The organism is Streptomyces sp. MJM8645 (assembly GCF_001625365.1).
Classification (GTDB): domain Bacteria; phylum Actinomycetota; class Actinomycetes; order Streptomycetales; family Streptomycetaceae; genus Kitasatospora.
The window spans coordinates 1,019,993-1,045,270 of record NZ_LJJF01000001.1 but is presented as its reverse complement, the minus strand read 5'-3'; the positions used below and the strand labels follow the sequence as shown (position 1 = coordinate 1,045,270).

The window sequence follows — 25,278 nt, the reverse complement described above, 5'->3', positions numbered from 1 at the left end:
TCAAAATCTCACAGCTCGTGGCCGAGGTCGGCCGCCAGCGAGGTGAGGAGGTCGTAGGCGGCGTCCGGGATGACGGTGCCCGGCGGGAAGACCGCCGCCGCTCCCGCCTCGTACAGCGCGTCGAAGTCCTGCGGGGGGATCACCCCGCCGACCACGATGGTGATGTCCTCCCGGCCGGCCTCGGCGAGTGCGGTGCGCAGCGCGGGGACCAGGGTGAGGTGCCCGGCGGCGAGCGAGGAGACGCCGACGATGTGCACGTCCGCCTCGACGGCCTGGCGGGCGACCTCGTCGGGGGTCTGGAAGAGCGGGCCGACGTCCACGGTGAAGCCGAGGTCGGCGAAGGCGGTGGCGATCACCTTCTGGCCGCGGTCGTGGCCGTCCTGGCCCATCTTGGCGACCAGGATGCGCGGGCGCCGGCCTTCGGCCCGCTCGAACCGCTCGACCAGGTCGCGGGTGCGCTGGAGGGAGGCCGAGGGGCCCGCTTCGTCTCGGTACACACCGGAGATGGTACGGATCTGGCCGCTGTGCCGGCCGTACACCTTCTCCAGGGCGTCCGAGATCTCGCCGACGGTGGCCTTCGCCCGGGCCGCGTTGACGGCCAGGTGCAGCAGGTTGCCGTCGAGCGAGCCGCCGCGCTGCGGGCCGGCCTCGGCGGCCCGGGTGAGCGCGTTCAGCGCGTCCTGGCAGGCCGCCTCGTCGCGCTCCTCCCGGAGCCGGCGCAGCTTTTCGAGCTGGCGGGCGCGTACCGAGGAGTTGTCGACCTTGAGCACGTCGATCTGCTCGTCGCTGTCCACCCGGTACTTGTTGACGCCGATGACGGGCTGGCGGCCGGAGTCGATCCGGGCCTGGGTGCGGGCGGCGGCCTCCTCGACGCGCATCTTCGGGATGCCCGCGTCGATGGCCTTGGCCATGCCGCCGGCCGCCTCGACCTCCTGGATGTGCTGCCAGGCGCGGCGTGCCAGGTCGTGGGTGAGCTTCTCGACGTAGGCGGAGCCGCCCCACGGGTCGATGACCCGGCAGGTGCCGGACTCCTGCTGGAGCAGCAGCTGGGTGTTGCGGGCGATCCGGGCGGAGAAGTCGGTGGGCAGGGCCAGCGCCTCGTCGAGCGCGTTGGTGTGCAGCGACTGGGTGTGGCCCTGGGTGGCGGCCATCGCCTCCACACAGGTGCGGGTCACGTTGTTGAACACGTCCTGGGCGGTGAGCGACCAGCCGGAGGTCTGCGAATGGGTGCGCAGCGACAGCGACTTGGCGTTCTTCGGGTCGAACTGCTTGACCAGCTTGGCCCACAGCAGCCGGGCCGCGCGCAGCTTGGCGACCTCCATGAAGAAGTTCATGCCGATCGCCCAGAAGAACGACAGCCGCGGCGCGAAGGCGTCCACGTCCAGGCCCACGTCCAGGCCCGCGCGCAGGTACTCCACCCCGTCGGCCAGGGTGTAGGCCAGCTCCAGGTCGGCGGTGGCCCCGGCCTCCTGGATGTGGTAGCCGGAGATGGAGATGGAGTTGTACCGGGGCATCTTCTGCGAGGTGTACGCGAAGATGTCCGAGATGATCCGCATCGACGGCTGCGGCGGGTAGATGTAGGTGTTGCGGACCATGAACTCCTTGAGGATGTCGTTCTGGATGGTCCCCGCCAGCTTCTCGGGTGCCACCCCCTGCTCCTCGGCGGCCACGATGTACAGGGCCAGGACGGGCAGGACGGCGCCGTTCATGGTCATCGACACCGACATCTTGTCCAGCGGGATGCCGTCGAAGAGTTGGCGCATGTCGTAGATCGAGTCGATCGCCACGCCCGCCATGCCGACGTCGCCGGTGACGCGCGGGTGGTCGCTGTCGTAGCCGCGGTGGGTCGGCAGGTCGAAGGCGACCGAGAGGCCCTTCTGGCCGGCCGCCAGGTTGCGGCGGTAGAAGGCGTTGGACTCCTCGGCGGTGGAGAAGCCCGCGTACTGGCGGACGGTCCACGGCTGGTTGACGTACATGGTCGGGTACGGCCCGCGCAGGTACGGGGCGATGCCCGGGTAGGTCTCCAGGAAGTCCAGGCCGGCCAGGTCCGCCGTGGTGTACAGCGGTTTGACGCCGATGCCCTCGGGGGTGTCCCAGACCAGTTCGTCGACGTCCTTGCCGGTGGACTGCCGCCAGGCGGCCCGCCACTGGCCGTCGGTGACGTCCCCGGAGGGATCCCCGTTCAGCCCGATTCCGGTGAAGTCGGGGATCATCGTGCCACTCCGATCTGGTCGAGCAGGGAGGTGAGGACGGCGATGGCGTCCCCGCCCGCGTGGATGAACTCGTCTACTCCTGCCGGGACTTCGCCGAGTCGACCGGCCAGCAGCACCCGCCCCGCTCCGGCCGCCTTCAGCGCGCCGGCGACGGCCTCGGCGTGCTCGCCGTACTGCGCGTCGCTGGAGCACAGGCAGGCGGCGGTGGCGCCGGAGGCGGTGAAGGCCTCGGCGAAGGCGGCCGGGTCGACGGACTCCAGCGAGGTCGTCGCGATGCCGCCGGCCTGGAACAGGTTGGCGGCGAAGGTGGTGCGCGCGGTGTGCGCGGAGGCGGTGCCGATCGAGGCCAGGAACAGCTTCGGCCGCTCGCCGGTGGCCGCGAGCTGCGCGTCCGAGCGGTCGCGCAGCGCCTCGTACGCCTCGGAGCGGCGCACCTGCGGCAGCCCGCCGACCGGTGCGGCCGGGGCCGGTTCGCGGACCAGCGGCCGCTCCTCCAGGTGCGGGAACTCGCTGACGCCGGTGACGGGTTCGCGCCGCTTGGCGAGCTTGACGGAGCGCTCCGCCCAGGTCGCGGCGATCCGCTCGCGGACCGTCCCGTCGGTGAGCGCCGTCTGCTGGCCGCCGGCCCGCTCGATCTCCTGGAACCAGGCCCAGGCGGCCGCCGCCAGCTCCTCGCCCAGCTGCTCGACGTACCAGGAGCCGCCGGCCGGGTCGATCACCCGGGCGAGGTGGGACTCCTCCAGCAGGATCGACTGGGTGTTGCGGGCGATCCGGCGGGCGAAGGCGTCCGGCAGGCCGAGGGCGTTGTCGAAGGGCAGCACGGTGACGGCGTCGGCGCCGCCCACGCCGGCGGCGAGGCAGGCGACGGTGGTGCGCAGCATGTTCACCCACGGGTCGCGGGCGGTCATCATCACCCGGGAGGTGACGGCGTGCTGGCGCTGCGCCGAGGCGGCCGCGGAGGCCCCCGACACCTCGGCGACGCGGGACCAGAGGCGGCGCGCGGCACGGAACTTGGCGATGGTGAGGAACTGGTCGGCGTCGGCCGCGTAGCGGAATTCCAGCTGGCCGAGCGCGGCGTCCACGGACAGCCCGGCGGCGGTGAGCGCCCGCAGGTAGGCGACGCCGGTGGCGAGCGAGCAGCCCAGCTCCTGGGCGGGCGAGGCGCCGGCCTCGTGGTAGGGCAGGGCGTCCACGGTCAGCGCCCGGACGCCGGGGTACTCGGCGGCGCAGCGGGCGGCCAGCGCGGTGGCCTCGGCGAGCAGCGCGGCGGTGCGTCCGGTCTCGCCGGTGCGGGCCTGGAGGCCCAGCGGGTCGGCGCCGAGGTTGCCGGCGGCGGCGCCGGGGGAGACCTCGCGCTCCTCGTACAGGGCGAACAACTGCTCGGCGGCGGCGGTGAATTCGGGCCCGGCGTCGAGTGCCACGGCGGCCAGGTCGAGGTACACGCCGGTCAGCGTCTCGGGCAGGGCCGTGACGGGCAGGCCCGCGCCGCCGAGCTCCAGCCAGAGCGAGCCGACGCCGTTCTCCAGGTCGGCCAGGACCGCCTCGTTGGTGCGCCGGCGGTCCGGGTCGGCGTGCCGCTGGCGGACGTCCCAGCCGGCGACGGCCGCGCCCTGCGGCCGGCCGCCGCGGACGAACGGGGGGAAGCCGGGGTAGCCGGCTTCGGCCGGGGCGTCCTCGGCGGTGTACAGCGGGCGGGCGCGCAGCCCGTCCGGGAGTTCGGTGGTGAGCGCCCGCTCGGCGGCGGCGCCGTCCGCGGGCTGCGCGCCGGACTTGCGCAGCACGCCCTCGACGAGCTGCTGCCACTGCTCGCGGTGTGCGGCCGGGAATTCGGCGGCGAGGGGGAGCCCTTCGGGCAGGACGTTCATGACCGCAGGTTAGCGCTCGTTCGCAGGCCCGCAGGAGGGGCGGCCCGTGTGACCTTTCCCTCGATTTGGCACGTTCTCAGCACTCCGGGCGGCGAGGAGTGCCGCGGACGGTGGCACCCGAGGTCAACGCCGGTGCCGGGGGCCACGATCGATCGCCCGGAACGGCCCGGAACAGGGGGATTGCGGAACCCCTCCACTCATCTATTAAGTTACTTCGAAGAAGGTGGGCGGGGACCGAACCCCCGTAGGTCCTCGCCCGCCTTCGCCGTCCCCTGCCGTCCCCCGAAGGAGAGCCCCCCGCCATGGGAAAGCGTCGCAAGCCCAGCCCCCCGAGCCGGGCCCGCATGGCGGTCCTCACCACGGCCATGGCCGGCGGCGCCGTCCTCGCCTCCGGCACCGCCCACGCCGAGCCCGCCCCCAACCTGGCCTCCGTCAAGGAGCAGGTGGACAAGCTCAACGAGGAGGCCGAGCAGGCCGTCGAGCAGTTCAACGGCTTCCAGGAGAAGCAGCAGAAGCTCCAGGGCGACGCCAGCAAGATCCAGGAGAAGGTCGCCCGCGGGCAGGAGGCGATGAACGAGCTGCGCTCCCAGCTCGGCGCGGTGGCCGCCGACCAGTACCGCACCAACGGCATCGACCCGTCCTTCCAGCTGATGCTCGACTCCGACCCGGCCGCCTACCTGGAGCGCGCCTCGGTCCAGAACCACCTCGCCGACTCCCAGATATCCCTGCTCAAGCAGGCCCAGAACGAGCAGCGCAAGCTCGACCAGGACCGCGCCGAGGCCACCGCCACCCTGGCCCAGCTCGACTCCGTCGGCACCGAGCTGGGGGAGAAGAAGAAGCAGATCCAGGTCAAGCTCGCCCAGGCGCAGGGCATGCTCAACAAGCTGAGCGCCGAGGACCGCGCCAAGATCAACGCCCAGCAGAACGCCGAGAAGGCCAAGGCCGAGGCCCAGGCGGCGGCCGCCGCCGACCGGGCCTCCCGCTCCTCGGAGCGCCCGAACATGAACACCCCGGCGCCGCCCGCCAGCGGTCGCGCCGCCGCCGTCCTCCAGTTCGCCTACGCCCAGCTCGGCAAGCCCTACGGCTGGGGCGCGACCGGCCCCAACAGCTTCGACTGCTCCGGTCTCACCGGCGGCGCCTACCGCGCGGGCAACGTCAAGCTGCCCCGGATGTCCCAGGACCAGTGGAACACCGGCTCCCGCGTCCAGCGCGCCGACCTCCAGCCCGGCGACCTGGTCTTCTTCTACCCCGACATCCACCACGTGGGCATCTACATCGGCGACGGCAAGATGATCCACGCCCCGCGCACCGGCAAGAACGTCGAGGTCCTCCCGATCAGCGCCATGCCGTACGTGGGCGCCGTCCGGCCGTAGCCGTAGCCGTAGCCGTAGTCCGTGGCTGCAGCTGTGTGCTGTGTGCTGTGTGCTGTGGCCGGCAGCCCGGCAGCCCGGCAGCCCGGCAGCCCGCTCCCGCCTCGGCGGGGGCGGGCCTTCGCGTTCTCCGGGGCCGCCATCTGGACATACTTGCCTCCGCAGTCTCCCCACACCCCCAGGGTCGTCACGGAGAGAGAGCACCATGGTTGACACGCCCGCGCCCACCACCCGCGAGGAGAACCCGTGAGCCTGCCCGAGACCGTCCAGCTGGCCCCCGCCCCGGCCGACTACGCCTACACCTTCGGCGGGCGCGCACCGCTCGTCACCGTGCAGCCCGGCACCATCGTCGAACTGACCACCGAGGACTGCTTCGGCGGCAAGGTGCGCGGCACCGGCGACCTGCCCAGCCAGGTGTGCGTCTTCCCCTACCTCAACCCGGTCACCGGGCCGATCGCGGTGGCGGGCGCGGAGCCCGGCGACGTCCTCGCGGTGCACTTCGTGGAGATCACCCCGGCCCGCGACTACGGCGTCTCCAGCACCTTCCCGCACTTCGGCGCGCTGACCGCGACCCACAGCACGGCGATGCTGCACCCGCCGCTGGAGGAGCGGGTCTGGGTCTACGACCTGGACCTCAAGGCGGGCGTCTGCCGATTCCGGGCCCGCAACAGCGACTTCACGGTGGACCTCCCGCTCGACCCGATGCACGGCACCGTCGGGGTCGCCCCGGCGGCCGGCGAGGTGCTGGCCTCGATCACGCCGGGCGCGCACGGCGGCAACCTGGACACCCCCGAGATGAGGGCCGGCACCACCGCCTACTTCGGGGTCAACGTCCCGGGCGGGCTGCTCGCCATCGGCGACGGCCACGCGCGCCAGGGGGAGGGGGAGGTGTGCGGGACGGCGGTGGAGGCGGCCATGCGCACCACCGTGATCGTCGACCTGGTCAAGGGCGGCGGACCGGCCTGGCCCCGGCTGGAGGACGACCGCTTCCTGATCAGCACCGGCTCCGCCCGCCCCCTGGAGGACGCGTTCCGGATCAGCCAGCACGACCTGGTCGGCTGGACCGGGCACCTGCTCGGCCTGGACCAGCTCGACGCCTACCAACTGGTCAGCCAGGCCGGGCTGGCGCCGGCCGCCAACGTCTGCGACACCAACTACACGATGGTCGCCAAGCTGCCGAAGAGCCTGCTCGGGCGGGTCCGCGCCTACGACGGCCTGCACGACCGCCTGCGCGAGACCGCCGAGGCGTACCTGCGGCACCGGTAGGGTCCGCCCGGCATCGTGACCGGGGGGCGGCGGACGCCCTACGGGTGCGGCGCGCAGGCCAGCAGGTACGGCAGCAGCGGGAGCGCCGACACCGCCATCCAGAAGGCCAGTTGGCGCCCGCGCCGACCGTGCCCCGGGCGGGCCAGTCGGCGGACCCGGGCCAGCACCCCGGTGGCGGCCACCGCCAGCGCCCCGCCCGATGCGGGGCCCAGTGGCCCGCCCGGCGCGGCGCCCGTCGGGGCCCCGGACGTCGCCAGGGCGCAGAGCGCGGAGGCCAGTTCGCTGCGCGACACCCGCGCCAGCGCGGCGTCGTCGGCCGCCATCTCCAGCAGCAGCCCCACCTCCGCCCGCCCGTGTCGGGCCAGCGGCAGCGGGCCGAACAGCAGGGCGAAGGTGTCCGCCGGCAGCCGGAACAGGTGGTGGCGGCCGCGGATGTGCCCGTGCTCGTGCGCCACCGCCGCGGCCAACTGCCGTTCGTCCAGCAGCCGCAGCGCCCCGCGCGACAGGACCACCCGGGAGCTGCGGCCGGGCAGGCAGTAGACGGTCGGGTGGGCGTGCTCCAGGATCAGGGCGCCCCAGCGCCCGTCCCGGACGGCGACCAGGTCCAGCATCGCCCGGTGCCGCCGGCGCGCCCGCCCGGCCCGGACGCCGACGGCCGTCACCACCGTGGCGATCGCGGCCCCGGCGGCGGCCAGCAGCCACCAGTCGTGGGTGTGCGGGGCGACGGGCCCGACCGGCTCCGGGTGCGGGAACAGCCCGACCAGCCCGGCCGGCTCGTGGGCGAACGGCTCCACCGCGTGGTGCGCCGCCAGCAGCAGAGCGACCAGGAAGGAGGCCATCAGGGCCAGCCAGAGCGCGGCGCCCGCCGCCGGGCGCGCCTGCAACCGGGCCGAGCCGGCCAGCCGGCGCGGCAGCAGGACCCCGGTCACGGCCAGGTGGAGGCCGAGCAGCGCGAGGGTCACTCGGCGTCCCGGGCCTTCACCTGTTCCAGCGCCGCCAGCAGCGCGGACGCCTCGTCGCTGCTCATCCCGTCGACGAAGTGCAGCAGCGCACCCGCCCGGTCCGGCGTGGTCTCCAGCGCCTGGCGCATCAGCTGCGCGGTGTACGCCTCCCGGGTGCAGGTCGGCTCGTACGCCCAGGCCCGGCCCACCTTGTCCCGGCGCAGCCAGCCCTTGGTGTGCAGGATGTCGGCCACCGTGGTGACGGTGGTGTACGCGACCGGCCGCTGACGCTGGAGGTCGTCCACCACCTCGCGTACGGTGGCGGGCCGACCCCAGGACCACAGCCGGTCCATGATCTCGGCCTCCAGGTCGCCGAACCCGCGCAGCACCGCCGTTCTCTCCCTCGCCGACCCGCCGGCGCCCTTCGCCCGCTAGAACCCGCCCATGGTACGGCCCTCTCGCGTGTGGGTCGCCCGCGCACGCCGAAGCCCGCCCTCCATTTCGGAGGGCGGGCTTCGGCGTGCGCCGGGGGTCAGGACAGCCGCCGCCCCATCGGGATGCGGGAGCGGGTCAGCAGGGCGGCGAGCAGCCCCGCCAGCACCGGGAGCACCAGGACGACCAGCAGCAGCTGGCCCCAGGGGGCGGTGATCAGGGCCGGGTGGCCGCCGAACCCGCTCGCCCGGGACTTCAGCAGGCCCACCGCGGGGACGAAGCCGTTGACCGCCCCGAGCAGCGCCCCGAGCAGGGCGATCATCGCGCACTGCAGCCCCGCCATGGTGCGGCGGATCCGCGGTGGTGCGCCGACGGCGGCCAGGGTGGCCTGGTCCTGGCGGGAGTCGGCGGCGGCCAGGCCGGTGGCGATGCCGGCGGCGCCGAGGACGACCAGTCCGGCGAAGCCGCTGAGCGCCAGGGTGAGGGCGTCGCCGCGGGGCTGGAAGCCGCGCTCGACCTCCAGCTGGGCGGCCCGGTCGAGCCGGACCACGGCGGCCTCGGCGCGCTGCTGGGCCTTGCGGTCGGGCGGGGTGGCGGGCACCCAGATCGCGCCGGTGGGCCTCGCGGCGAGCCCGGGCAGGAGCTTGGGCAGCGCCGAGGGCAGGATCAGGCCCTGGGCGAAGCGGGCGGCGTTCGGGTTCTCGACCAGGACGGCGTCGGCCGGGATTTCCTGGAGGTCGGGCTTGGGGATCTCGCCGGGCTGGAGCGGCGTGCCGGAGCTGCCGCGCAGTTGGAGCACCGCCCGGCCGTCGCCGGCGAGGAAGGCGCGGTCGAAGACCAGGATCTTCCCGGCGGCCAGGGCCTGTTCGGCGGCCGGGTCGTGGATGCCGAACTGGGTGCGGAGCATGGCGGCGTCCCCGGAGGCCAGGTGCGGCGGGCCGGACGCGGTGCGCCAGTTCACGGTGCCCTTGAGCTGGACGGTGCTGGAGCAGTTGGCGCAGAACTGGTACACCGCTTCGCCGAGGTCGGCGCGCGGCCCCAGATCGGTCAGCTGCTTGCCCACCTCGGCGCGCAGGCCGTCGAGTTGCGGTCCGTCGGCGGTGGAGAGGAGTTGCACGGCGCCGTACGGGGCCTGCGGCCGGTAGTCGCGGCGGTTCTCGGCGTCGGTGCTGGTGCTGTAGACGCCGATGGCGACGGCCCCGGCCACGGCGGCCATCACGGCGGCGACGGCCGGCGCGGTGCGCGAGCGGTGCCGGGCGGAGTCGCGCAGGGCGAGTCGGGGGCCGAGCGGCAGCCGCTTGGCGAGCCGGCCGAGCAGGGCGACGAGTGCGGGGGTGCAGGCGAGCAGGCCGAGTTCGGCGATGACGGAGCCGCCGAGCACGGTCAGCGTGCGGGTGTCGTAGGTGCTGACGACGGGCACGCCGCCGTGTTGCACCGCGCTCGCGCCGTACAGGGCCAGGGCGGCGCCGGCGGCGAGCAGCAGCACACCGAGCACGGTGACCCAGCGGTTCGGGGCCTGGACGGTGTCCCGGCCGGTGAGTCCGGCGGTGACGCTGCTGCGGGCGGCCTGCCGGGCGGGCAGCGCGGCCGCGAGGAGCGCCGTGAGCAGGCCGATCCCGCCGATCGCGAGCAGGTCCAGTGGCGGCAGGGCGAAGTGCCCGAAGCGGGCGCCGCCGGCCCGTTCGATCCACGGGCGCAGCCCGGCGACGAGGCCGCCGCCGAGGACCACGCCGACCACGGCCCCGGCCGTGCCGAGGACGAGGGCGCCGCCGAGCACCACCGCGCCGACGTGCGTCCGCCGGCCGCCGGCGGCGCCGAGCAGCGCGAGCTGGCGGCGGGAGCGGCGGGCGCCGACCGCGAAGGCGGGGCCGGCGAGCAGGGCGACCTCCAGCAGGCCCATGCCGGTGACGGTGGCCACCACGACCTTGGTGTTGTCGTCGGCGGAGGGACCGAAGGAGCGGTAGGCGTCCCGGTAGTAGGGGACGGCGGCGCGCGGCGGCGGGGCGAGCGCGACCGAGCGGGCGGTGAGGGTGTAGCCGTGGGCGTTGAACTCCTGGACCTTGGCCCAGTCCAGGGCGGCCCCGGCGGGGAGCCGGACCAGCCAGGCGCCGCGTTCGGGCTCCGGCGCTGCCGCGGCCGGGTTGCCGGGAGGCGTGGCGGCGGCGAGCTGGCTCAGCAACGTGCCCGGCTGGGCGACGAGTTCGACCCGGCGGAGGTCGTCCGGGTGCTCGACGACGCCGGTGATGGTGAAGGTGGTCCGCTCCAGGCCGGGAAAGGTGGTGGTGCCGCCGACGGCCAGTCCGGAGTTGTCGAGGAAGGCCCGGGTGGCGGCCAGTTCGCGCGGGCTGCCCGGGGCGTGGCCGTCGACCAGGTCGAGCCGGCCGTGCCAGAGCGGGTCGGCGAGGTCGGCCTCGGTGGTGAGGGCGCGGACCAGGCCTTCGGGGGAGGTCGCGCCGGTCTCCGGGCCCTGCCGGGCGGAGGTGAGCACGCTGCCCGGTGGCAGCAGCCCGGTGACCAGGGCGACGGGGTCGGTGCCGGCGCCCTTCTGCTGCTCGGCCGTGGGCGGCTGCCCGGGGCGGGGCTGGACCGCGAAGGCGCCGTCCTCGGCGACCGGGGCCTGCTCGACGGTCCGGCCGGGGGCGAGCGACGTGACCAGGGCGTCCGCCCCGCCCAGCACCCGTTCGACCCGTTCGGCCGGGGTGAGCTGCCCGCTGCGGTGGACGACGTCGGCGCCGGTGACGCCGAGGACGGGCAGCGCGATCATGGCGACGATCAGGGCGCTGCGGCCCTTGGCGCGCAGCGCGTCGCGGCGGGCGATGCGCAGGGCGACCTTCCAGGCGCCGAGTCTCATCGGGTCACCTCGCCGAAGCCGCCGGCCGCGTGGCCGAAGTCGCCGGACGTGTGGCCGGTGCCGGTGGTCGAGTGCCCGGCCCCGTCGGCCGCGTGGCCGTAGCCGTCGGCCGGGGCGCTGAGCGGCTCGCCGGTCAGTCGGCGCTTGCCGGTGCGCCGCCCGTGGCTCTCGGAGTCGACCGCGCCGTCCTTCAGGTGGACCACCCGGTCCGCCCAACTGGCGTGCGCGGCCTCGTGGGTGACCATCATCGCGGCGGCCCCGGCGTCGCAGCGGGCGCGCAGCACGGCGAGCACGGCCTCGCCGGTGGCGGAGTCGAGGGCGCCGGTCGGTTCGTCGGCGAGGACGAGCCGGCGCTCGCCGATCAGCGCGCGGGCGATGGCGACGCGCTGCTGCTGGCCGCCGGACATGTCGTCGGGGAAGCGGTCGGCGAGTTCCCCGATGCCGAGTTCCTCCAGGGCGGCGAGCGCCTCGCGGCGGGCGGTGCGTCCGGAGACTCCGTCGAGTTCGCGGGGGAGCGAGATGTTCTCGGCGGCGGTGAGGGCGGGGATCAGGTTGTAGTCCTGGAAGACGTACCCGATGGAGCGCCGCCGAAGGTCGGCGAGCCGGCCGCGGCTGAGGCCGCCGAGGGCCACGCCCTCGACCAGGATCTCGCCCTCGCTGGGCGCGTCGAGTCCGCCGGCCAGGGTCAGCAGGGTGGACTTCCCGGAGCCGGACGGGCCCATGACGGCGACGAACTCGCCGGGGTGGACGGCCAGTTCGACGCCGCGCAGGGCGTGTACCTCGGCGGCGCCCCGCCCGTGCACCCGGGTGACGTTGGCCAGGTGCAGGACGGGTGCGGATCGGGTCGGATCGCTGTGGGACACACTTCCCCCTCGTGAGCTGTTGAGCTGCATATGTCGGTGAACTATATATGCCGGATGGGGGTGCACGTCGAGGGGTGGGTTTGGTCAAGCTTCTACAAAGCTGTCGAAGTTCGGTCGAGACGCCGCTATCCGGGTGAAAGGGAGGGTCTATGCTTGACGAGGTTTGAAGAAGGCACCTCGTTCGGTGAGGCTTCTTCACGGACACAGGCCACTGATCCGACGACGTCGAGAGACGCCCAGGGTTAGGACAGATCTTCCCGACCTAAGGGTTGATCCGAAGTGGCTTCCGGCCCGACCGGGCTGGACACGCCGTGGAGTGCCAAAGCTCTGACGAGTTGGGGTGTGCCGGTCCCGTAGGGCTGGTCCGCTCCTTGCCGTGTCGCGATGCGGTGCACAGACGGTGCACCCCCGACCGGGAGGAGGCGAGAGACATGGACTGCGATAGTCCGGGCCATAGTCGCCCCTACCCCCGCATGCTCTCGATCACCTCTGGCACGCGGTAACAACCTTCCCTGCGCGTTCACCTGACGCTGCGTCATGCGCTCAACCGCGCCCCGACGCACAACGTCTGACGCTCCGTCATGCCCTCACGGCCGCCGCCGCTCAGCGCCGCCGTGCGGTCCGACGCCGTGCGCTCGCAGGGAGGATCGCTGCTGCGTGCCCCCTGTCGCCCCCTCAAGGAAGGGGGCAGGGAGGCCCTGCCATGACCAACGTGATGCTGGACCCGAAGGTCCCCACCACCACCACCCGCACCGCCGTGCTCGACGACGCCCACGTCGGCGACATCAGGGGTGCGCTCGGCACCATCCGGCTCGACGACACCACGCCGCGCCACGGCCTGTCCGCGCGGCTCAAGACCCTGCTGGCGATCGTGGGCCCCGGCCTGATCGTGATGGTCGGCGACAACGACGCGGGCGCGTTCTCGACGTACGGGCAGGCGGGGCAGAACTACGGCACGCAGTTGCTGTGGACGCTGCTGATGCTGGTCCCGGTGCTGTACGTGAACCAGGAGATGGTGCTGCGACTGGGCGCCGTCACCGGTGTCGGCCACGCCCGGCTGATCCTGGAGCGCTTCGGGAAGTTCTGGGGCGCGTTCAGCGTCATCGACCTGTTCCTGCTCAACGCGCTGACGCTGGTCACGGAGTTCATCGGCGTCACCCTGGCGGCCGGATACCTCGGGCTGCCGAAGGTGGCCGCGGTGGTGCTGGCGGCGGTGGTGATCATCGCCTCGGCGTTCACCGGCTCGTTCCGGCGTTTCGAGCGCGTCGCCGTCACGCTGTGCGTGGGTTCGCTGCTGCTGGTGCCGATCTACTTCATGGTCCACCCGAAGACCTCGCAGATGGCGCACGACTTCACGGTGCCGAGCATGCCGGGCGGCTCCGGCCAGCTGGCGGCCGTGATGCTGGTGATCGTCTCCATCGTGGGCACCACCGTCGCCCCGTGGCAGCTGTTCTTCCAGCAGTCGTACGTCATCGACAAGCGGATCACGCCGCGGTTCATGAAGTACGAGAAGGTCGACCTGTGGATCGGGATCGCCATCGTCATCATCGGCGCCGCCGCGATGATGGGCTTCACCGCCGCGGCCTTCGCCGGCACCGACGGCTTCGGCCAGTTCTCGGATGCGGCCGCCGTCGCCAAGGGCCTTGAGGACAAGGCCGGGCACGTGGTGGGTGTGCTGTTCGCCATCGCGCTGCTGGACGCCTCGATCATCGGCGCCTTCGCCGTGTCGCTGTCCACCGCCTACGCGATCGGCGACGTGTTCGGCATCAGGCACTCGCTGCACCGGGGTGTCAAGGGCGCCAAGGGCTTCTACGCGATCTACGCGGGCCTGGTGGTCGCGGCGGCCGCGATCACGCTGCTGTCCACCGGCTACACCCAGGGCCTGATGACGCAGTTCGTCCAGGTGCTGGCCGGTGTGCTGCTGCCCTCGGCGACGGTGTTCCTGCTGCTGCTGTGCAACGACAAGGCCGTCCTGGGGCCCTGGGTCAACGGGCCCAAGACCAACGCCTTCACCTCCGCCGTGGTCGGCGTCCTGGTGATGCTGTCGCTGATCCTGACCGCCGCCGTGGTCTGGCCCGACATCAGCTCGCAGGCGATCCTGTGGATCATGGCCGGCTGCGGCGTGGCGGGCGTCCTGGTCGCCGGATACTTCTTCACCTTCGGCCGTCGGGGGACCAAGGAGGACCCGATCGACCGCACCGGCCGCGAGGAATGGCGGATGCCCCCGCTGGAGACTCTCGGCAAGCCGGTCATGTCCACCGCCCGCAAGGTCGGCATGGGCGCCCTGCGCGCCTACCTGCTGGTCGCGATGGTGATGGTCATCATCAAGATCGTCCAGACCGCGCTCAACCACTGAGCCGCAGACCGCAGCCCGAACGGACGGGTGGTGGGCAGCGGCCCGCCACCCGTCCGTCCGTCTCCCCGCTCTCCCCGCTCTACCAGCTCTCCCAGTGAAGGAGGTGCCGTCGTGCACACCCTGACCACCGCCGACTTCCTCGTCCGGCTCGCCACCGGGGTCGCCTGCGGCGCGCTCATCGGCGTCGAACGCCAGTGGCGGGCCAGGATGGCCGGCCTGCGCACCAACGCCCTGGTCGCCGCCGGCGCCACCCTGTTCGTGCTGTACAGCGAGGCCGTCGGCGACGCCGCCAGCCCCACCCGGGTCGCCTCCTACGTCGTCTCCGGCATCGGCTTCCTCGGCGGTGGCGTCATCCTGCGCGACGGCGCCGGCGTCCGCGGCCTCAACACCGCCGCCACGCTGTGGTGTTCGGCTGCCGTCGGGGTGCTCGCCGCCGCCGGGAAGCTCGAATTCGCCGTCCTCGGCACGCTCGGCGTCCTCGCCGTCCACCTGATCCTGCGCCCGGCCGGCCGGATGCTCGACCGGGCCCCGCAGTCCGGCAGCGACCCCGACTCCACCGTCCGCGCCACCGTCCACCTGGAATGCGAGCGCAAGGCCGAGACCCACATCCGGGCCCTGCTGCTCCAGGCCCTGTCCGCCTCCGGCCTCGCCCCCACCGGCCTGCGCGCCCGCCGCACCGACAGCGGCGACGCCACCAGCCTGCGCGCCACGGTGGCCATCACCGGGCAGGTCGCCCCGGCCCTCGAACAGGTCGTCAGCAGGCTCTCCCTCGAACCCGGCGTCCGCGACCTGCACTGGCACCTCGACGACGAACCCGACGACCCGAGCCGCCCGGCGCTCGCCTAGGGCGCGGCCCGGGGGAGGTAGAACGGAGGCACCGTCACGAGGCCGACCAGGAGGTCCCGATGTTCACCCCCGACCCCAGGCACGGGCCGCTGGTGCCGATGCTGCTGGTGCTCACCGTCGTCACCGGACTGGTGGACGCCGTCAGCTACCTCCGGCTCGGCCACGTCTTCGTCGCCAACATGACCGGCAACGTGGTCTTCCTCGGCTTCGCCCTGGCCGGTGCCGCCGGACTCTCCGCCACCGCCTCGCTGAGCGCCCTCGCCGCCTTCGTACTCGGCGCCCTGGTCGGCGGCCACCTCGCCCGACGGCTGCCCGACCACCGCGGGCGGCTGCTGACCACAGCGGTGGTCGCCCAGACGGTGTTCGTCGCCGCGAGCATCGCCCTGGCCACCGTGGCCGGCTACACCTCCGACCCGGCCCGCTACGGCCTCATCGGACTGCTGGCCTTCGCCATGGGCGGCCAGAACGCGGTGGTCCGCTCCCTCAAGGTCCCCGACCTGACCACCACGGTGCTCACCATGACCATCACGGCCCTCGCCGCCGACCGCACCGGCCCCCGCCGTCTGGCCTCCGCCGTCTGGATGTTCGTCGGCGCCCTCGTCGGCGCCCTCCTCATCCGCCAGGCCGACGTCCCCATCGCCCTGACCCTCGCCCTGGCTCTCCTCGTCGCCGTCGCGGCCCTCACCCACCGGGCCGCCGGAGCCCACCCCGCCCCGGACTGGACCCACCCGCTCTGACCCGGCGCCGCGTCCCGCTGCTCGCCGGTTCCCGCTCGTCCACAGGGGTCAGTCGTCCTGGCGGTGGCCGGCGCGGCCGCTCCAGAGGGGTTCGAGGCGGGCCCAGCCCTGGGTCCAGGCCTCGTCGGCGCGGCGGTCGAGGACGTGCAGGCGAAGGCGCAGGGCGAGGGTGAGCAGGGCCAGGAGGGCGAGGAGGGCGCCGGCGCCGGTGCAGACGGCGGAGACGGCGACGGCGGCGCGGTTGGTCGGGGGCGAGGAGAGGGCTCCGGCGGGGTCGACCCAGACGGGGACGACGGTGCCGGTGACAGCCGTACGGGGGGCCTGGACGGTACCGGTGTGCGGCTGGCCGTCGGGGTAGGTCCAGGAGGCCTCGGCGTCGACGCGGGTGCTGTAGCCGGCGCCGAAGCGTCCTCCGGCGCCGGTGCCCGTGCCGGAGCCGTGGTCGGGGAGGGTGAGCACCACGGCGTCGACCTTGTGGAGGCGCAGGCGGTCGCTGTCGGCCTGGGGTGCGGTGGCGTGGTAGGCGAGCAGGGAGCTGCCGGTGGCGAAGGCGAGGGCGAGCAGGGCCCCGAAGGCGCTCAGCAGCCAGGCGCGGGCGCGGGCCCGGTCGACGGGCCGGACCAGCGGTTCGTGCCGGGCACCGAAGGCCCGCCGCAGCCGGCGGCCGGTTCGCGGCGGGCGCGACGAAGGCCGGGCGGGGCGGGGTGTGCTGGACACGTCGACGGCTCCTCAGGGGGGTTGGGGCGGCGCGGTGGTGAGGTCGTGAGGCTTCGTCACCCAATTTCCACCCGGTGGCCGCCCGCGCACAAGAGTCGTGCGGGCTCGTACCACCGGGACCTGCGGACGGCGCCGCCGCGCGCCGGTCGCGTTCCGGGTCGCGCCCGGGTGCGCGGCCGCCCGGCGCCCCTTCGCGCACCCGGGACGTTCGGCCCTCGGCAGCGGCCGGGCGGGCGGGCAGGCTGGGGTCCGGCCGCATCCTTCGTGCCAGGGGACGGCTTGGCCCGGTTGACCGTGGGGGTGCCGGGCCGTGGTGCGGTGCAGGGGGTGAGCGTGGGGCTGCCTCCTGCCCGCCCGCACCCGGGTGACGGTGTTTCCGCCCGGGCCCTGACCGTGTTCTGACCGCGCTCTGACCGCGTTCCGACCGGCTTCCGCCCGGGTCTCGCCCGGGTTCTGACGGGGTTTCCGCAGGCAGGGGCCGTATTCTCGCCAGCTATACACTCAGAGTATACGCGTGGGGTATGGTCTCCCCCATGAGTGTTCCTTTGACCCTGCTGGGGCTGCTGGAGCGGGAGCCGAGCCATGGCTACGACCTCAAGCGCGACTACGACTCCCTCTTCGGCCGCGGCAAACCCCTCCCGTACGGACAGGTGTACGCGACCCTCGGCCGGCTGGCCCGGGACGGCAAGGTGGTCGCGGGCGAGGCGGAGCCCGGCGACGGACCCGAACGCAAGCGCTACGTGATCACCGACGCGGGGGTGACGGAGTTCGAGACCTGGCTCCGGGATCCGGTCGCGCCCGAACCCAACCTGCAGAGCGTGCTGTTCACCAAGGTGGTGCTGGCCCTGATGCTGGGCCGCGACGCCGAGGAGTACCTGGACACCCAGCGCGCCGCCCACCTGCGCCGGATGCGCGAACTCACCGAACTGCGCCGCACCGGCGCCCTGGTGGACGCCCTGCTCGCCGACCACGGCCTGTTCCACCTGGACGCCGACCTGCGCTGGATCGACCTCACCGCCGCCCGCCTGGACGCGCTGGCCGAGGCGGTGCGCTCATGACCGCCGTGATCGAGGCCCGCGACGTCGCCCTGTCCTTCGGTGAAACCCCCGCCCTGCGCGGGGCGAGCCTGTCCGTCGAGGCCGGCGAGGTGCTCGCTATCATGGGCCCGAGCGGCTCGGGAAAGTCGACGTTACTGCACTGCCTGGCCGGCATCCTGGTGCCCGACGCGGGCGAGGTGCTGTTCAACGGGCAGCGCCTGGACACCCTGAACGAGGCGGGGCGCAGCGCCCTGCGCCGCGACAAGTTCGGCTTCGTGTTCCAGTTCGGCCAGCTCGTCCCGGAGTTGACGGCGGAGGAGAACGTGGCGCTGCCGCTGCTGCTGAACGGCGTGCGCCGTGCGGACGCTCTCGCGCAGGCCCGGCCGTGGTTCGCCCGGCTCGGCCTGGACGGCATGGAGCGGCGCCGCTCCGGCGAACTGTCCGGTGGTCAGGCGCAGCGCGTGGCGCTGGCCCGGGGCCTGGTGGCCCGGCCGCAGGTGCTGTTCGCCGACGAGCCGACCGGCGCGCTGGACTCGCTGACCGGCGAGCAGGTGATGGAACTGATGGTCGGCTCGGCCCGGGAGCAGGGCACCACCGTCATCCTGGTCACCCACGAGCCGCGGGTCGCCGCCTACGCCGACCGCGAGGCGATCGTCCGCGACGGCCAGGCCCGCACGCTCTCCGCCGGGGCCGGGGCCGGGGCCGGGGCCGGAGCCGGGTCGGTGGCCTCGTGATCCGGTTCTCGCTCCGGCTGGCGGTCAGCGGCGGCCGGGAGGCGCTCGCCCGGCTGCTGATGATCGCGGCGGCGGTGGCGATCGGGGTCGGGCTGCTGCTGTCCACGCTCGCCAGCATGAACGCGATCGACCGCGCCAACCAGCGCCAGGTCTGGCTCGACTCCGGGGCCCGGAGCCGGACCGAGAGCGCGCAGGTCGACCCGCTGTGGTGGCAGCCCCACAACGACTACTACGACGGCTCGGAGATCCGCGAGATCGACGTCGCCGCGACCGGGCCGACCTCGCCCGTCCCGCCGGGGCTCGACCGGGTGCCGGCCCCCGGCGAGTACTACGCCTCCCCGGCGCTGGCCGCGTTGCTGCGCACCGTCCCGGCCGTCGAGCTGGGCGACCGCTTCCCGGGCCGGATGGCCGGCACCCTGAACGACTCGGCGATGCCCTCTCCGGACACGCTGGCCGTGGTCGTCGGCCGGACGGTCGGCGAGGTCGAGGCCGCGCCCCGCGCCGTCGCCGTCACCACCATCGCCACCACCCGGCCCGAGTGCGGGAACGGCGACTGCCTGAGCCGGGGCATCCGGGGTGACGCGATGACGCTCATCCTGTCGGTGGTGGGCGGTGCGATGATCTTCCCGGTGCTGATCTTCATCGGCACCGCGACCCGCCTGTCCGCCGCCACCCGGGAGCAGCGGTTCGCCGCGATGCGGCTGGTCGGTGCCACCCCGCGGCAGATCTCGGTGATCGCCGCGGTCGAGTCCACCGTCGCCGCGGTGGCCGGTACGGCCGCCGGATTCGGCCTCTACCTGGCGCTGCGCCCGCTGGTGGCCGACGTGCCCTTCACCGGCGGCCGCTTCCACCTCGACGACCTGAGCCTGACCGGCCTCCAGGTGCTGGGCACCGTCCTGGCCGTGCCGCTCGCCTCGGCGGTGGCGGCCCGGTTCGCGCTGCGCCGGGTCACCGTCTCCCCGTTGGGCGTCAGCCGCCGGGTCACCCCGCGGCCGCCCCGGGCCTGGCGGCTGGTCCCGCTGCTGGCCGGGCTCGCGGAGCTGCTGTACTTCCTCGGCCGCCGCCCGGCCACCGGGAACGGACAGGCGGCGGCCTACCTGCCCGGGTTCCTGCTGGTGATGCTCGGCCTGGTGATCGCCGGGCCGTGGCTGACCATGGTCGCCGCCCGTGCGGTCGCCCGCCGCACCAGCCGTCCGGCCACGCTGATCGCGGTGCGCCGGCTCGCGGACGACCCGAAGGCCGGATTCCGCGCGGTCAGCGGCCTGATCCTGGCGCTGTTCGTCACCACGTCGACGGTCTGCGTCATCGGCACGATCAACGCCAACCGCGGCTCGCTGGACGGCGACCAGTCGTCCCGCGCGTCCGTGGTGCAGGGCGACTACCGGGACGGCAGGCAACTGACGGACGCGGTGCCGGAGCAGGTCCTGGCACAGGCGCGGGCCGTGCCGGGCCTGCGGGGTCTCGCGGTGCTCCACACCAACCCGGCCGGCCTCGGGAAGATCCCGGTCAGTCCCCGCCCGGATGCTCCGCTCCTCACCCCCGGCCTGGTGTCCTGCGCGGACCTCGCCGAGGTCCCGGTGGTCGGCCACTGCGCGGCCGGGGCGAGCGTGGCGGCCGTCCCGTCGCGCGAGTTCCTCAACCTCACCTCGCACCCGGACGCCGAGTGGCCCGCCGTCCCGGTCTCCGCGGAGGAGGTCGCGAAGCTCCCGGTCCAACTGCTCTACGCCACGACCGACGGATCGACGGCGGCGAAGGAGCAGGTCCGGACGGTGTTCACCGCGGCGTGGCCCGACCACGACGCGCACACGGTCGGTGACTGGGCCACCGAAGGCCAGCAACGGCTCGCCGGATGGCGGCAGTTGGCGAACGTGGTGCTGCTGACCACGCTCCCGATCGCCGGGTGCAGCCTCGCGGTCAGCGTGGTGGCCGGACTCTCCGACCGCAGGCGGCCGTTCGCGATGCTGCGGCTCACCGGTTCGCCGCTGCGCCTGCTCCAGCGGGTGATCGCGCTGGAGAGCGTGCTGCCGCTGCTGTCGGTGGCGGTGATCTCGATCGGCGCGGCCCTCGCCGCCTCGGCCCTGTTCCTCAGCTCCCAGATGGACTACCACCTGGTGTCGCCGGGCGCGGTGTACTTCGGCTTCGTCGCTCTCGGTGTGGTGGCCTCGGTCGGGATCATCGCCTCGACGCTGCCGCTGCTGAAGCGGATCACCGGCCCCGAGGCCGCCCGCAACGGCTGACGGCCCGCCGCCGCCCGGGTGGGCTGGACCGTCGCCGCCCGGGCGTACCCCGTCGCCCTCAGCGGGTGACGGGGTACCCGGTCGTTCCGGCCCGGACCGCCGACGGCCGTTCCGGCAGCCAGCTGCCGAGGACCAGCGAGGACGGGTAGAACATCGGCTCCGGCAGCGCGTCCAGCGCGACGCGCTCCCAGCCGCCGCAGGCGTGCGGCTCGGTGACGACCGCCTCGGCCAGGCTCGGCGGCGCCAGCACGGCGGCGGTCAGCCGGGGCCGGCCGAGCTCGTGGTCGAGCAGGAGGGCGAGCACCCGCATCTGCTCGGCGGGCAGCACGATGCCGGTCTCCTCGGCGAGTTCGCGGGCCGCGGTCTGCTCGAAGGACTCGCCGGGATCGACCTTTCCGCCGGGCAGGCTCCAGGTGGGCGGCTCGCCGGCGGTGGTGCGCCGACCGATCAGCACCCGGCCGTCCCCGGTGGGCACGATGATTCCTGCGCCGAGCAGCGGTGCGGTGGTCAATTCGCCATCTCCTTCGCGGGGATCCTCGCGGGGGACCGGTTACCAGTTGGAGCGCTCGTAGTCCTTCAGGAAGCAGCCGTACAGGTCCTCGCCGAGCTCGCCGCGGACGATCGGGTCGTACACCCGGGCCGCGCCGTCGACCAGGTCGAGCGGGGCGTGGAAGCCCTCGTCGGCCAGCCGCATCTTGTCCGGGTGCGGCCGCTCGTCGGTGATCCAGCCGGTGTCGACGGCGGTCATCAGGATGCCGTCGGTCTCGAACATCTCGTGCGCGCTGGTGCGGGTGAGCATGTTGAGCGCGGCCTTGGCCATGTTGGTGTGCGGGTGGCCGGCGCCCTTGTAGCCGCGCTGGAACACGCCCTCCATCGCGGAGACGTTGACCACGTACTTGCGGCGGGAGGCGGAGGCGGCCATCGCCGGGCGCAGCTGGCTGATCAGGATGAACGGCGCGGTGGAGTTGCAGAGTTGGACCTCCAGCAGCTCGACCGGGCCGACCTCCTGGACGGTCTGCACCCAGCTGTTGGTGGGCGCGAGGTCGGGCACCAGCCCGCCGGCGTCGATCGCGGTGCCGGCCTCGATCCGGGCGGGCGTGGCGGAGCCGGTGACGAGCGCGAGCGAGGTGACGTCCTCGGCGGCCATCCGCTGCGCGTCGCCGCTCGCCTGGTGGGGGAGGGCGGGAAGGTCGACGCTGCCGCTGCCGAAGCGGCCGATGGTGGTGGCCTGCGGCAGCTTGCCGGCCGGCAGCGGCGCGGACTCGGCGGCGAGCAGCTCGCGGTAGGACTCCGGCGGGCGGCGCACGGTCTGCGCGGCGTTGTTGATCAGGATGTCCAGCGGGCCGTCGGCGGCGACCTCGTCGGCGAGCGCCATGACCTGGGCCGGGTCGCGCAGGTCGATGCCGATGACCTTGAGGCGGTGGATCCACTCGGCGCTGTCCGGCATCGCGGTGAAGCGGCGGATGGCGTCGTTGGGGAAGCGCGTGGTGATGGTGGTGTGGGCGCCGTCACGCAGCAGCATCAGCGCGATGTACATGCCGATCTTGGCCCGGCCGCCGGTGAGCAGCGCGCGCTTGCCGGTGAGGTCGGCGCGGGCGTCCCGGTGGGACCGGTTCTTGACGGCGCAGTCCTGGCAGAGGTTGTGGTAGAACGCGTCGACCTCGACGTACCGCTGCTTGCACGTGTAGCAGGAGCGGGGCCGCTCCAGGATGCCGGCGATCTCGGTGCTGGTGACGGTGGTCAGGCCGAAGGCGCCGGCGGTCTCGTCGTCGATCCGGGTGGGGGCGCCGGTGGCGGTGCGCGCGGTGACCTCGCGGTCGTTGGCGGTCTTGCGGGCCCGGGTCTCCTGGCGGCGGCGCTGCTTGAGGGTCCGGAATATGCCGCCGACGGCCTGGCGCACGGTGATCGCGTCCGGGTGGTCGACGTGCAGCTGGTCGAGCTCGGCGAGCACGTCCAGGCAGAGCCGCAGCCGCTCGGGGTCGAGGCCGGGACCGTAGTCGATCTCCTCCCCGGTGTCCGTGTCGCTCTGGTCCTGCTTGATGTCCACGCCCGCCGTCATTGCCTGTCGCCGCTTCCCGCTCGCCTCGCCGTTACCGCGTGAATGCTACGGGAGCGGCCCAGGCCGGGGCGAAAACCGCCGGCCTTGGATGATCGTCCAAGTCTACGCGCGGAGCATTGATCATGGTTTGTACACAGTGCCAGCAATGGGCCTCGAACTGGCTTTTGATCCCACCGTCCCGGAGAATCGAATGCTGGGTGCCGGGCGCCCGAGTGCGCCCGGCGGCAGTGCCGCAACCGCACCCGAGGTGTAATTTCTCCCAGCCAGAGAGCCCCCTTCATGCGCTTCCTGAACGACCTCAAGCCCTCGTACGACCTCACGTACGACGACGTCTTCATGGTCCCCAGCCGTTCCGCCGTGGGCTCCCGGCAGGCGGTCGACCTCTCCTCGAACGACGGCACCGGCACCACCATCCCGCTGGTCGTCGCCAACATGACCGCCATCGCGGGCCGCCGGATGGCCGAGACCGTCGCCCGCCGCGGCGGCCTGGTCGCCATCCCGCAGGACATCCCCACCGAGGTCATCGCCGAGGTCGTCTCCTGGGTCAAGCAGCGCCACCTGGTGCACGACACCCCGATCACCCTCGCCCCGGGCGCCACCGTCGCCGAGGCGCTGTCGCTGCTGCCCAAGCGCGCGCACGGCGCCCTCGTGGTCGTCGAGGACGGCAAGCCGGTCGGCGTCGTCACCGACTCCGACTGCCAGGGCGTGGACCGCTTCACCAGCCTCGCCGACGTGATGTCCCGCGACCTGCTGCTCCTGGACGAGGACATCGACCCGCGCACCGCCTTCGACAAGCTCACCGAGGCGCACCGCAAGCTCGCCCCGGTCGTCGACGCCGAGGGCCGGCTCGTCGGCATCCTCACCCGCAAGGGCGCGCTGCGCGCCACCCTGTACACCCCGGCCGTGGACGCCGCCGGCAAGCTGCGGATCGCCGCCACCGTCGGCATCAACGGCGACGTGGCCGGCAAGGCCAAGGCCCTGATCGACGCCGGCGCCGACGTGCTGGTCGTGGACACCGCGCACGGCCACCAGGAATCGATGATCAGCGCGCTGCGCGCGGTGCGCGGCCTCGACCCGCGGATCCCGATCGTGGCCGGCAACGTGGTCTCCGCCGCCGGTGTCCGCGACCTGGTCGAGGCGGGCGCCGACATCCTCAAGGTCGGCGTCGGCCCCGGCGCCATGTGCACCACCCGGATGATGACCGGCGTCGGCCGCCCGCAGTTCTCCGCCGTGCTGGAGTGCGCCGCCGAGGCGCGCCGGCTCGGCAAGCACGTGTGGGCCGACGGCGGCGTCCGCCACCCGCGCGACGTCGCGATGGCACTGGCCGCCGGCGCCTCCAACGTGATGATCGGCTCCTGGTTCGCCGGCACCTACGAGTCCCCGGGCGACCTGCAGACCGCCGCCGACGGCCGCCAGTACAAGGAGAGCTTCGGCATGGCCTCGGCCCGTGCGGTCAGCAACCGCACCTCCCAGGACTCCTCGTACGACCGGGCCCGCAAGGCGCTGTTCGAGGAGGGCATCTCGCACTCCCGGATGTTCGTCGACCCGGCCCGCCCGGGCGTCGAGGACCTGATCGACTCGATCGTGGCCGGTGTGCGCAGCTCCTGCACCTACGCGGGCGCCAACACCCTGGAGGAGTTCCAGGAGAAGGCGATCGTCGGCATCCAGAGCGCGGCCGGCTACGCCGAGGGCAAGCCGCTGCACTCCAGCTGGGCCTGATCGGGCCGGGCCCGAGCGCCCTCTCCTTCACCGGCCGGCCGGTTCCTCGCCTCGGGGAGCCGGCCGGCCGCCGTGCGGGGCGCGTCCGGTGCCTTGCGGGGTACGTCCGGCGCCTTGCCTGGTGCGTCGGGCGCCGTGCCCGGTGCGTGCAGTGCCTTGCCTGGTACGGCCGGTGCGGCCGGTGCGTCCGCCGTGCGTGGTGCGCCGCAGGCTGCGTCCCGTGCGGGGTGCGGGCCGAGCGGGAGCAGCAGGGCGTGGCCGAGCAGGCCGGCCGAGCAGTCCAGGGCGGCGGCGAAGGCCCGCGCGGCGGTCGGCACCGCGCGCAGCTCCCAGAGTGCCTGGACAGCGGACCACGCCCCCTCGCGGGCGGCCTCCACCGACCAGACGCCGAGCAGGTGGGTGAGCGGCTCGGCGCGCTCCAGCACGTCCGGGCCGGGCATCAGCTCCTCCCGGACGGCCGTCTCCACCTCCGCCAGCAGGCCGTTGATCCGGTGGTAGTCCGCCGCGAGCCCGGCCGGCTCGCAGCCCCGCCGCAGGCAGGTGTCCACGACGGCGAGCGGCAGGTCGTGCTGGATGTGGGCGTTCATCCCGGCCAGCGCGAACTGCAGCGGGTGCACCCCCGGGTGGGCGCGCAGCGCGAACAGCGGCCGCCAGCAGGCGGGCGGCTCCTGCCCGGCCGTGTCGGCGGCCACGGCCAGCAGGTAGCGCCCGGCGAACACCGTGTCCAGTTCGGCCATCGCCGCCGGATCGGCGAAGTACGAGCCGCCGAGCCGGTCGCGGACGGCCTCCGTGACGGTGAGGTAGAGCCGGTTGAAGACCGCCACCCCGTCCGCCGGGGGCAGACCCGCCCCGATCTCCCGCAGCCGACCGACCACCTCCTCGACCGTGACCGGCGCCGTGACTGGCGCCGTGACAGGAGTCGCGACAGGCACCGCGACCGTATTCGCGGCCAGCACCGCGACCGGCGTGCCGTCCGCCGCCATCGTCGTACCGGGCATGCGCCACCCTCCGATGTCGATCGTGCACTGATCGCAT

The 25,278-nt window shown here is 73.8% G+C and carries 19 protein-coding genes and 1 riboswitch; of the genes, 9 read left to right on the top strand and 10 right to left on the bottom strand.

Features of this window, described 5'->3' with window-relative positions:
• Positions 1 to 8: 8 nt before the first annotated feature.
• Together scpA and A6F73_RS04145 are read right to left on the bottom strand one after the other, a co-directional pair.
• Positions 9 to 2,213 carry a methylmalonyl-CoA mutase gene (gene scpA, locus A6F73_RS04150; protein ID WP_063346509.1) on the bottom strand — a complete coding sequence of 735 codons (2,205 nt, stop codon included), beginning with the start codon at positions 2,211 to 2,213 and terminating at the stop codon, positions 9 to 11.
• Positions 2,210 to 4,078, bottom strand: a complete 1,869-nt coding sequence (locus A6F73_RS04145; protein ID WP_063346508.1) for a methylmalonyl-CoA mutase family protein — start codon at positions 4,076 to 4,078, stop codon at positions 2,210 to 2,212. The genes scpA and A6F73_RS04145 overlap by 4 nt, the downstream gene beginning before the upstream one ends.
• Before the next feature lie 302 nt (positions 4,079 to 4,380).
• Between A6F73_RS04145 and A6F73_RS04140 the strand changes: the two genes are divergently transcribed.
• Complete coding sequence (locus A6F73_RS04140) at positions 4,381 to 5,451, top strand: C40 family peptidase (RefSeq protein ID WP_063346507.1); 1,071 nt, start codon at positions 4,381 to 4,383, stop codon at positions 5,449 to 5,451.
• A 243-nt stretch (positions 5,452 to 5,694) separates the two neighbouring features.
• On the top strand, positions 5,695 to 6,714 hold the full coding sequence (locus tag A6F73_RS04135) for an acetamidase/formamidase family protein (RefSeq protein WP_063346506.1): 1,020 nt from the start codon (positions 5,695 to 5,697) through the stop codon (positions 6,712 to 6,714).
• Between the two features lie 38 nt (positions 6,715 to 6,752).
• On the opposite strand, the gene A6F73_RS04130 is transcribed toward A6F73_RS04135, so the two are convergent.
• From A6F73_RS04130 to A6F73_RS04115, 4 genes are all read right to left on the bottom strand, one after another.
• Positions 6,753 to 7,676 (bottom strand): M56 family metallopeptidase, encoded by a 924-nt coding sequence (locus A6F73_RS04130; protein WP_063346505.1) that lies wholly within the window; start codon positions 7,674 to 7,676, stop codon positions 6,753 to 6,755.
• Positions 7,673 to 8,041: a BlaI/MecI/CopY family transcriptional regulator gene (locus tag A6F73_RS04125; RefSeq protein WP_063350923.1), complete on the bottom strand. Its 369-nt coding sequence runs from the start codon at positions 8,039 to 8,041 to the stop codon at positions 7,673 to 7,675. The genes A6F73_RS04130 and A6F73_RS04125 overlap by 4 nt, the downstream gene beginning before the upstream one ends.
• 146 nt (positions 8,042 to 8,187) lie before the next feature.
• Positions 8,188 to 10,938 (bottom strand): FtsX-like permease family protein, encoded by a 2,751-nt coding sequence (locus tag A6F73_RS43875; RefSeq protein ID WP_063346504.1) that lies wholly within the window; start codon positions 10,936 to 10,938, stop codon positions 8,188 to 8,190.
• Positions 10,935 to 11,831: an ABC transporter ATP-binding protein gene (locus A6F73_RS04115; protein WP_063346503.1), complete on the bottom strand. Its 897-nt coding sequence runs from the start codon at positions 11,829 to 11,831 to the stop codon at positions 10,935 to 10,937. Before A6F73_RS04115 ends, A6F73_RS43875 begins: the two co-directional genes overlap by 4 nt.
• 139 nt (positions 11,832 to 11,970) lie before the next feature.
• A riboswitch (M-box (ykoK) riboswitch) is annotated at positions 11,971 to 12,148 on the top strand.
• 368 nt (positions 12,149 to 12,516) lie between these two features.
• Here A6F73_RS04115 and A6F73_RS04110 point away from each other — a divergent pair.
• From A6F73_RS04110 to A6F73_RS04100, 3 genes are all read left to right on the top strand, one after another.
• Positions 12,517 to 14,157, top strand: a complete 1,641-nt coding sequence (locus A6F73_RS04110; protein WP_347878561.1) for an NRAMP family divalent metal transporter — start codon at positions 12,517 to 12,519, stop codon at positions 14,155 to 14,157.
• Positions 14,158 to 14,268: 111 nt separating this feature from the next.
• The gene (locus tag A6F73_RS04105; RefSeq protein WP_063346501.1) at positions 14,269 to 15,003 is read left to right on the top strand and encodes an MgtC/SapB family protein; all 735 of its coding nucleotides are present in this window, start codon (positions 14,269 to 14,271) and stop codon (positions 15,001 to 15,003) included.
• Between the two features lie 59 nt (positions 15,004 to 15,062).
• A complete protein-coding gene (locus A6F73_RS04100; protein WP_063346500.1) occupies positions 15,063 to 15,740 on the top strand; it encodes a YoaK family protein in 678 nt (225 codons plus the stop codon).
• A 48-nt stretch (positions 15,741 to 15,788) separates the two neighbouring features.
• Here A6F73_RS04100 and A6F73_RS04095 read toward each other — a convergent pair whose 3' ends face one another.
• Positions 15,789 to 16,457, bottom strand: coding sequence for a hypothetical protein (locus tag A6F73_RS04095; protein ID WP_063346499.1), 669 nt, complete (start codon positions 16,455 to 16,457; stop codon positions 15,789 to 15,791).
• Between the two features lie 533 nt (positions 16,458 to 16,990).
• On the opposite strand from A6F73_RS04095, the gene A6F73_RS04090 reads away from it, so the two are divergent.
• Genes A6F73_RS04090 through A6F73_RS04080 form a run of 3 tightly spaced genes read left to right on the top strand, consistent with a single transcriptional unit; the run spans position 16,991 to position 20,465 of the window.
• Complete coding sequence (locus A6F73_RS04090) at positions 16,991 to 17,515, top strand: PadR family transcriptional regulator (RefSeq protein ID WP_063346498.1); 525 nt, start codon at positions 16,991 to 16,993, stop codon at positions 17,513 to 17,515.
• Entirely contained in the window at positions 17,512 to 18,228 is a 717-nt protein-coding gene (locus tag A6F73_RS04085; protein WP_063346497.1) for an ABC transporter ATP-binding protein, read from the top strand. Before A6F73_RS04090 ends, A6F73_RS04085 begins: the two co-directional genes overlap by 4 nt.
• Positions 18,225 to 20,465 carry an FtsX-like permease family protein gene (locus tag A6F73_RS04080; RefSeq protein ID WP_063346496.1) on the top strand — a complete coding sequence of 747 codons (2,241 nt, stop codon included), beginning with the start codon at positions 18,225 to 18,227 and terminating at the stop codon, positions 20,463 to 20,465. Before A6F73_RS04085 ends, A6F73_RS04080 begins: the two co-directional genes overlap by 4 nt.
• 58 nt (positions 20,466 to 20,523) lie before the next feature.
• On the opposite strand, the gene A6F73_RS04075 is transcribed toward A6F73_RS04080, so the two are convergent.
• A complete protein-coding gene (locus A6F73_RS04075; protein WP_063346495.1) occupies positions 20,524 to 20,976 on the bottom strand; it encodes an NUDIX domain-containing protein in 453 nt (150 codons plus the stop codon).
• A gap of 39 nt (positions 20,977 to 21,015) precedes the next feature.
• The gene (locus A6F73_RS04070; RefSeq protein ID WP_244293580.1) at positions 21,016 to 22,506 is read right to left on the bottom strand and encodes an SDR family NAD(P)-dependent oxidoreductase; all 1,491 of its coding nucleotides are present in this window, start codon (positions 22,504 to 22,506) and stop codon (positions 21,016 to 21,018) included.
• Positions 22,507 to 22,803: 297 nt separating this feature from the next.
• On the opposite strand from A6F73_RS04070, the gene A6F73_RS04065 reads away from it, so the two are divergent.
• On the top strand, positions 22,804 to 24,243 hold the full coding sequence (locus A6F73_RS04065; RefSeq protein ID WP_063346494.1) for a GuaB1 family IMP dehydrogenase-related protein: 1,440 nt from the start codon (positions 22,804 to 22,806) through the stop codon (positions 24,241 to 24,243).
• On the opposite strand, the gene A6F73_RS44340 is transcribed toward A6F73_RS04065, so the two are convergent.
• The gene (locus A6F73_RS44340) at positions 24,204 to 25,241 is read right to left on the bottom strand and encodes a DUF5995 family protein (protein WP_063346493.1); all 1,038 of its coding nucleotides are present in this window, start codon (positions 25,239 to 25,241) and stop codon (positions 24,204 to 24,206) included. The genes A6F73_RS04065 and A6F73_RS44340 overlap by 40 nt on opposite strands.
• Between the last annotated feature and the right edge of the window lie 37 nt (positions 25,242 to 25,278).

Excerpts from the sequence above, each read along its gene's own strand:
- scpA (WP_063346509.1), bottom strand. The coding sequence starts at position 2,213 with ATGATCCCCGACTTCACCGGAATCGGGCTGAACGGGGATCCCTCCGGG.
- A6F73_RS04145 (WP_063346508.1), bottom strand. The coding sequence starts at position 4,078 with ATGAACGTCCTGCCCGAAGGGCTCCCCCTCGCCGCCGAATTCCCGGCC.
- A6F73_RS04140 (WP_063346507.1), top strand. The coding sequence starts at position 4,381 with ATGGGAAAGCGTCGCAAGCCCAGCCCCCCGAGCCGGGCCCGCATGGCG.
- A6F73_RS43875 (WP_063346504.1), bottom strand. The coding sequence starts at position 10,938 with ATGAGACTCGGCGCCTGGAAGGTCGCCCTGCGCATCGCCCGCCGCGAC.
- A6F73_RS04115 (WP_063346503.1), bottom strand. The coding sequence starts at position 11,831 with ATGCAGCTCAACAGCTCACGAGGGGGAAGTGTGTCCCACAGCGATCCG.
- A6F73_RS04110 (WP_347878561.1), top strand. The coding sequence starts at position 12,517 with ATGCTGGACCCGAAGGTCCCCACCACCACCACCCGCACCGCCGTGCTC.
- A6F73_RS04100 (WP_063346500.1), top strand. The coding sequence starts at position 15,063 with ATGTTCACCCCCGACCCCAGGCACGGGCCGCTGGTGCCGATGCTGCTG.
- A6F73_RS04090 (WP_063346498.1), top strand. The coding sequence starts at position 16,991 with ATGAGTGTTCCTTTGACCCTGCTGGGGCTGCTGGAGCGGGAGCCGAGC.
- A6F73_RS04085 (WP_063346497.1), top strand. The coding sequence starts at position 17,512 with ATGACCGCCGTGATCGAGGCCCGCGACGTCGCCCTGTCCTTCGGTGAA.
- A6F73_RS04065 (WP_063346494.1), top strand. The coding sequence starts at position 22,804 with ATGCGCTTCCTGAACGACCTCAAGCCCTCGTACGACCTCACGTACGAC.
- A6F73_RS44340 (WP_063346493.1), bottom strand. The coding sequence starts at position 25,241 with ATGCCCGGTACGACGATGGCGGCGGACGGCACGCCGGTCGCGGTGCTG.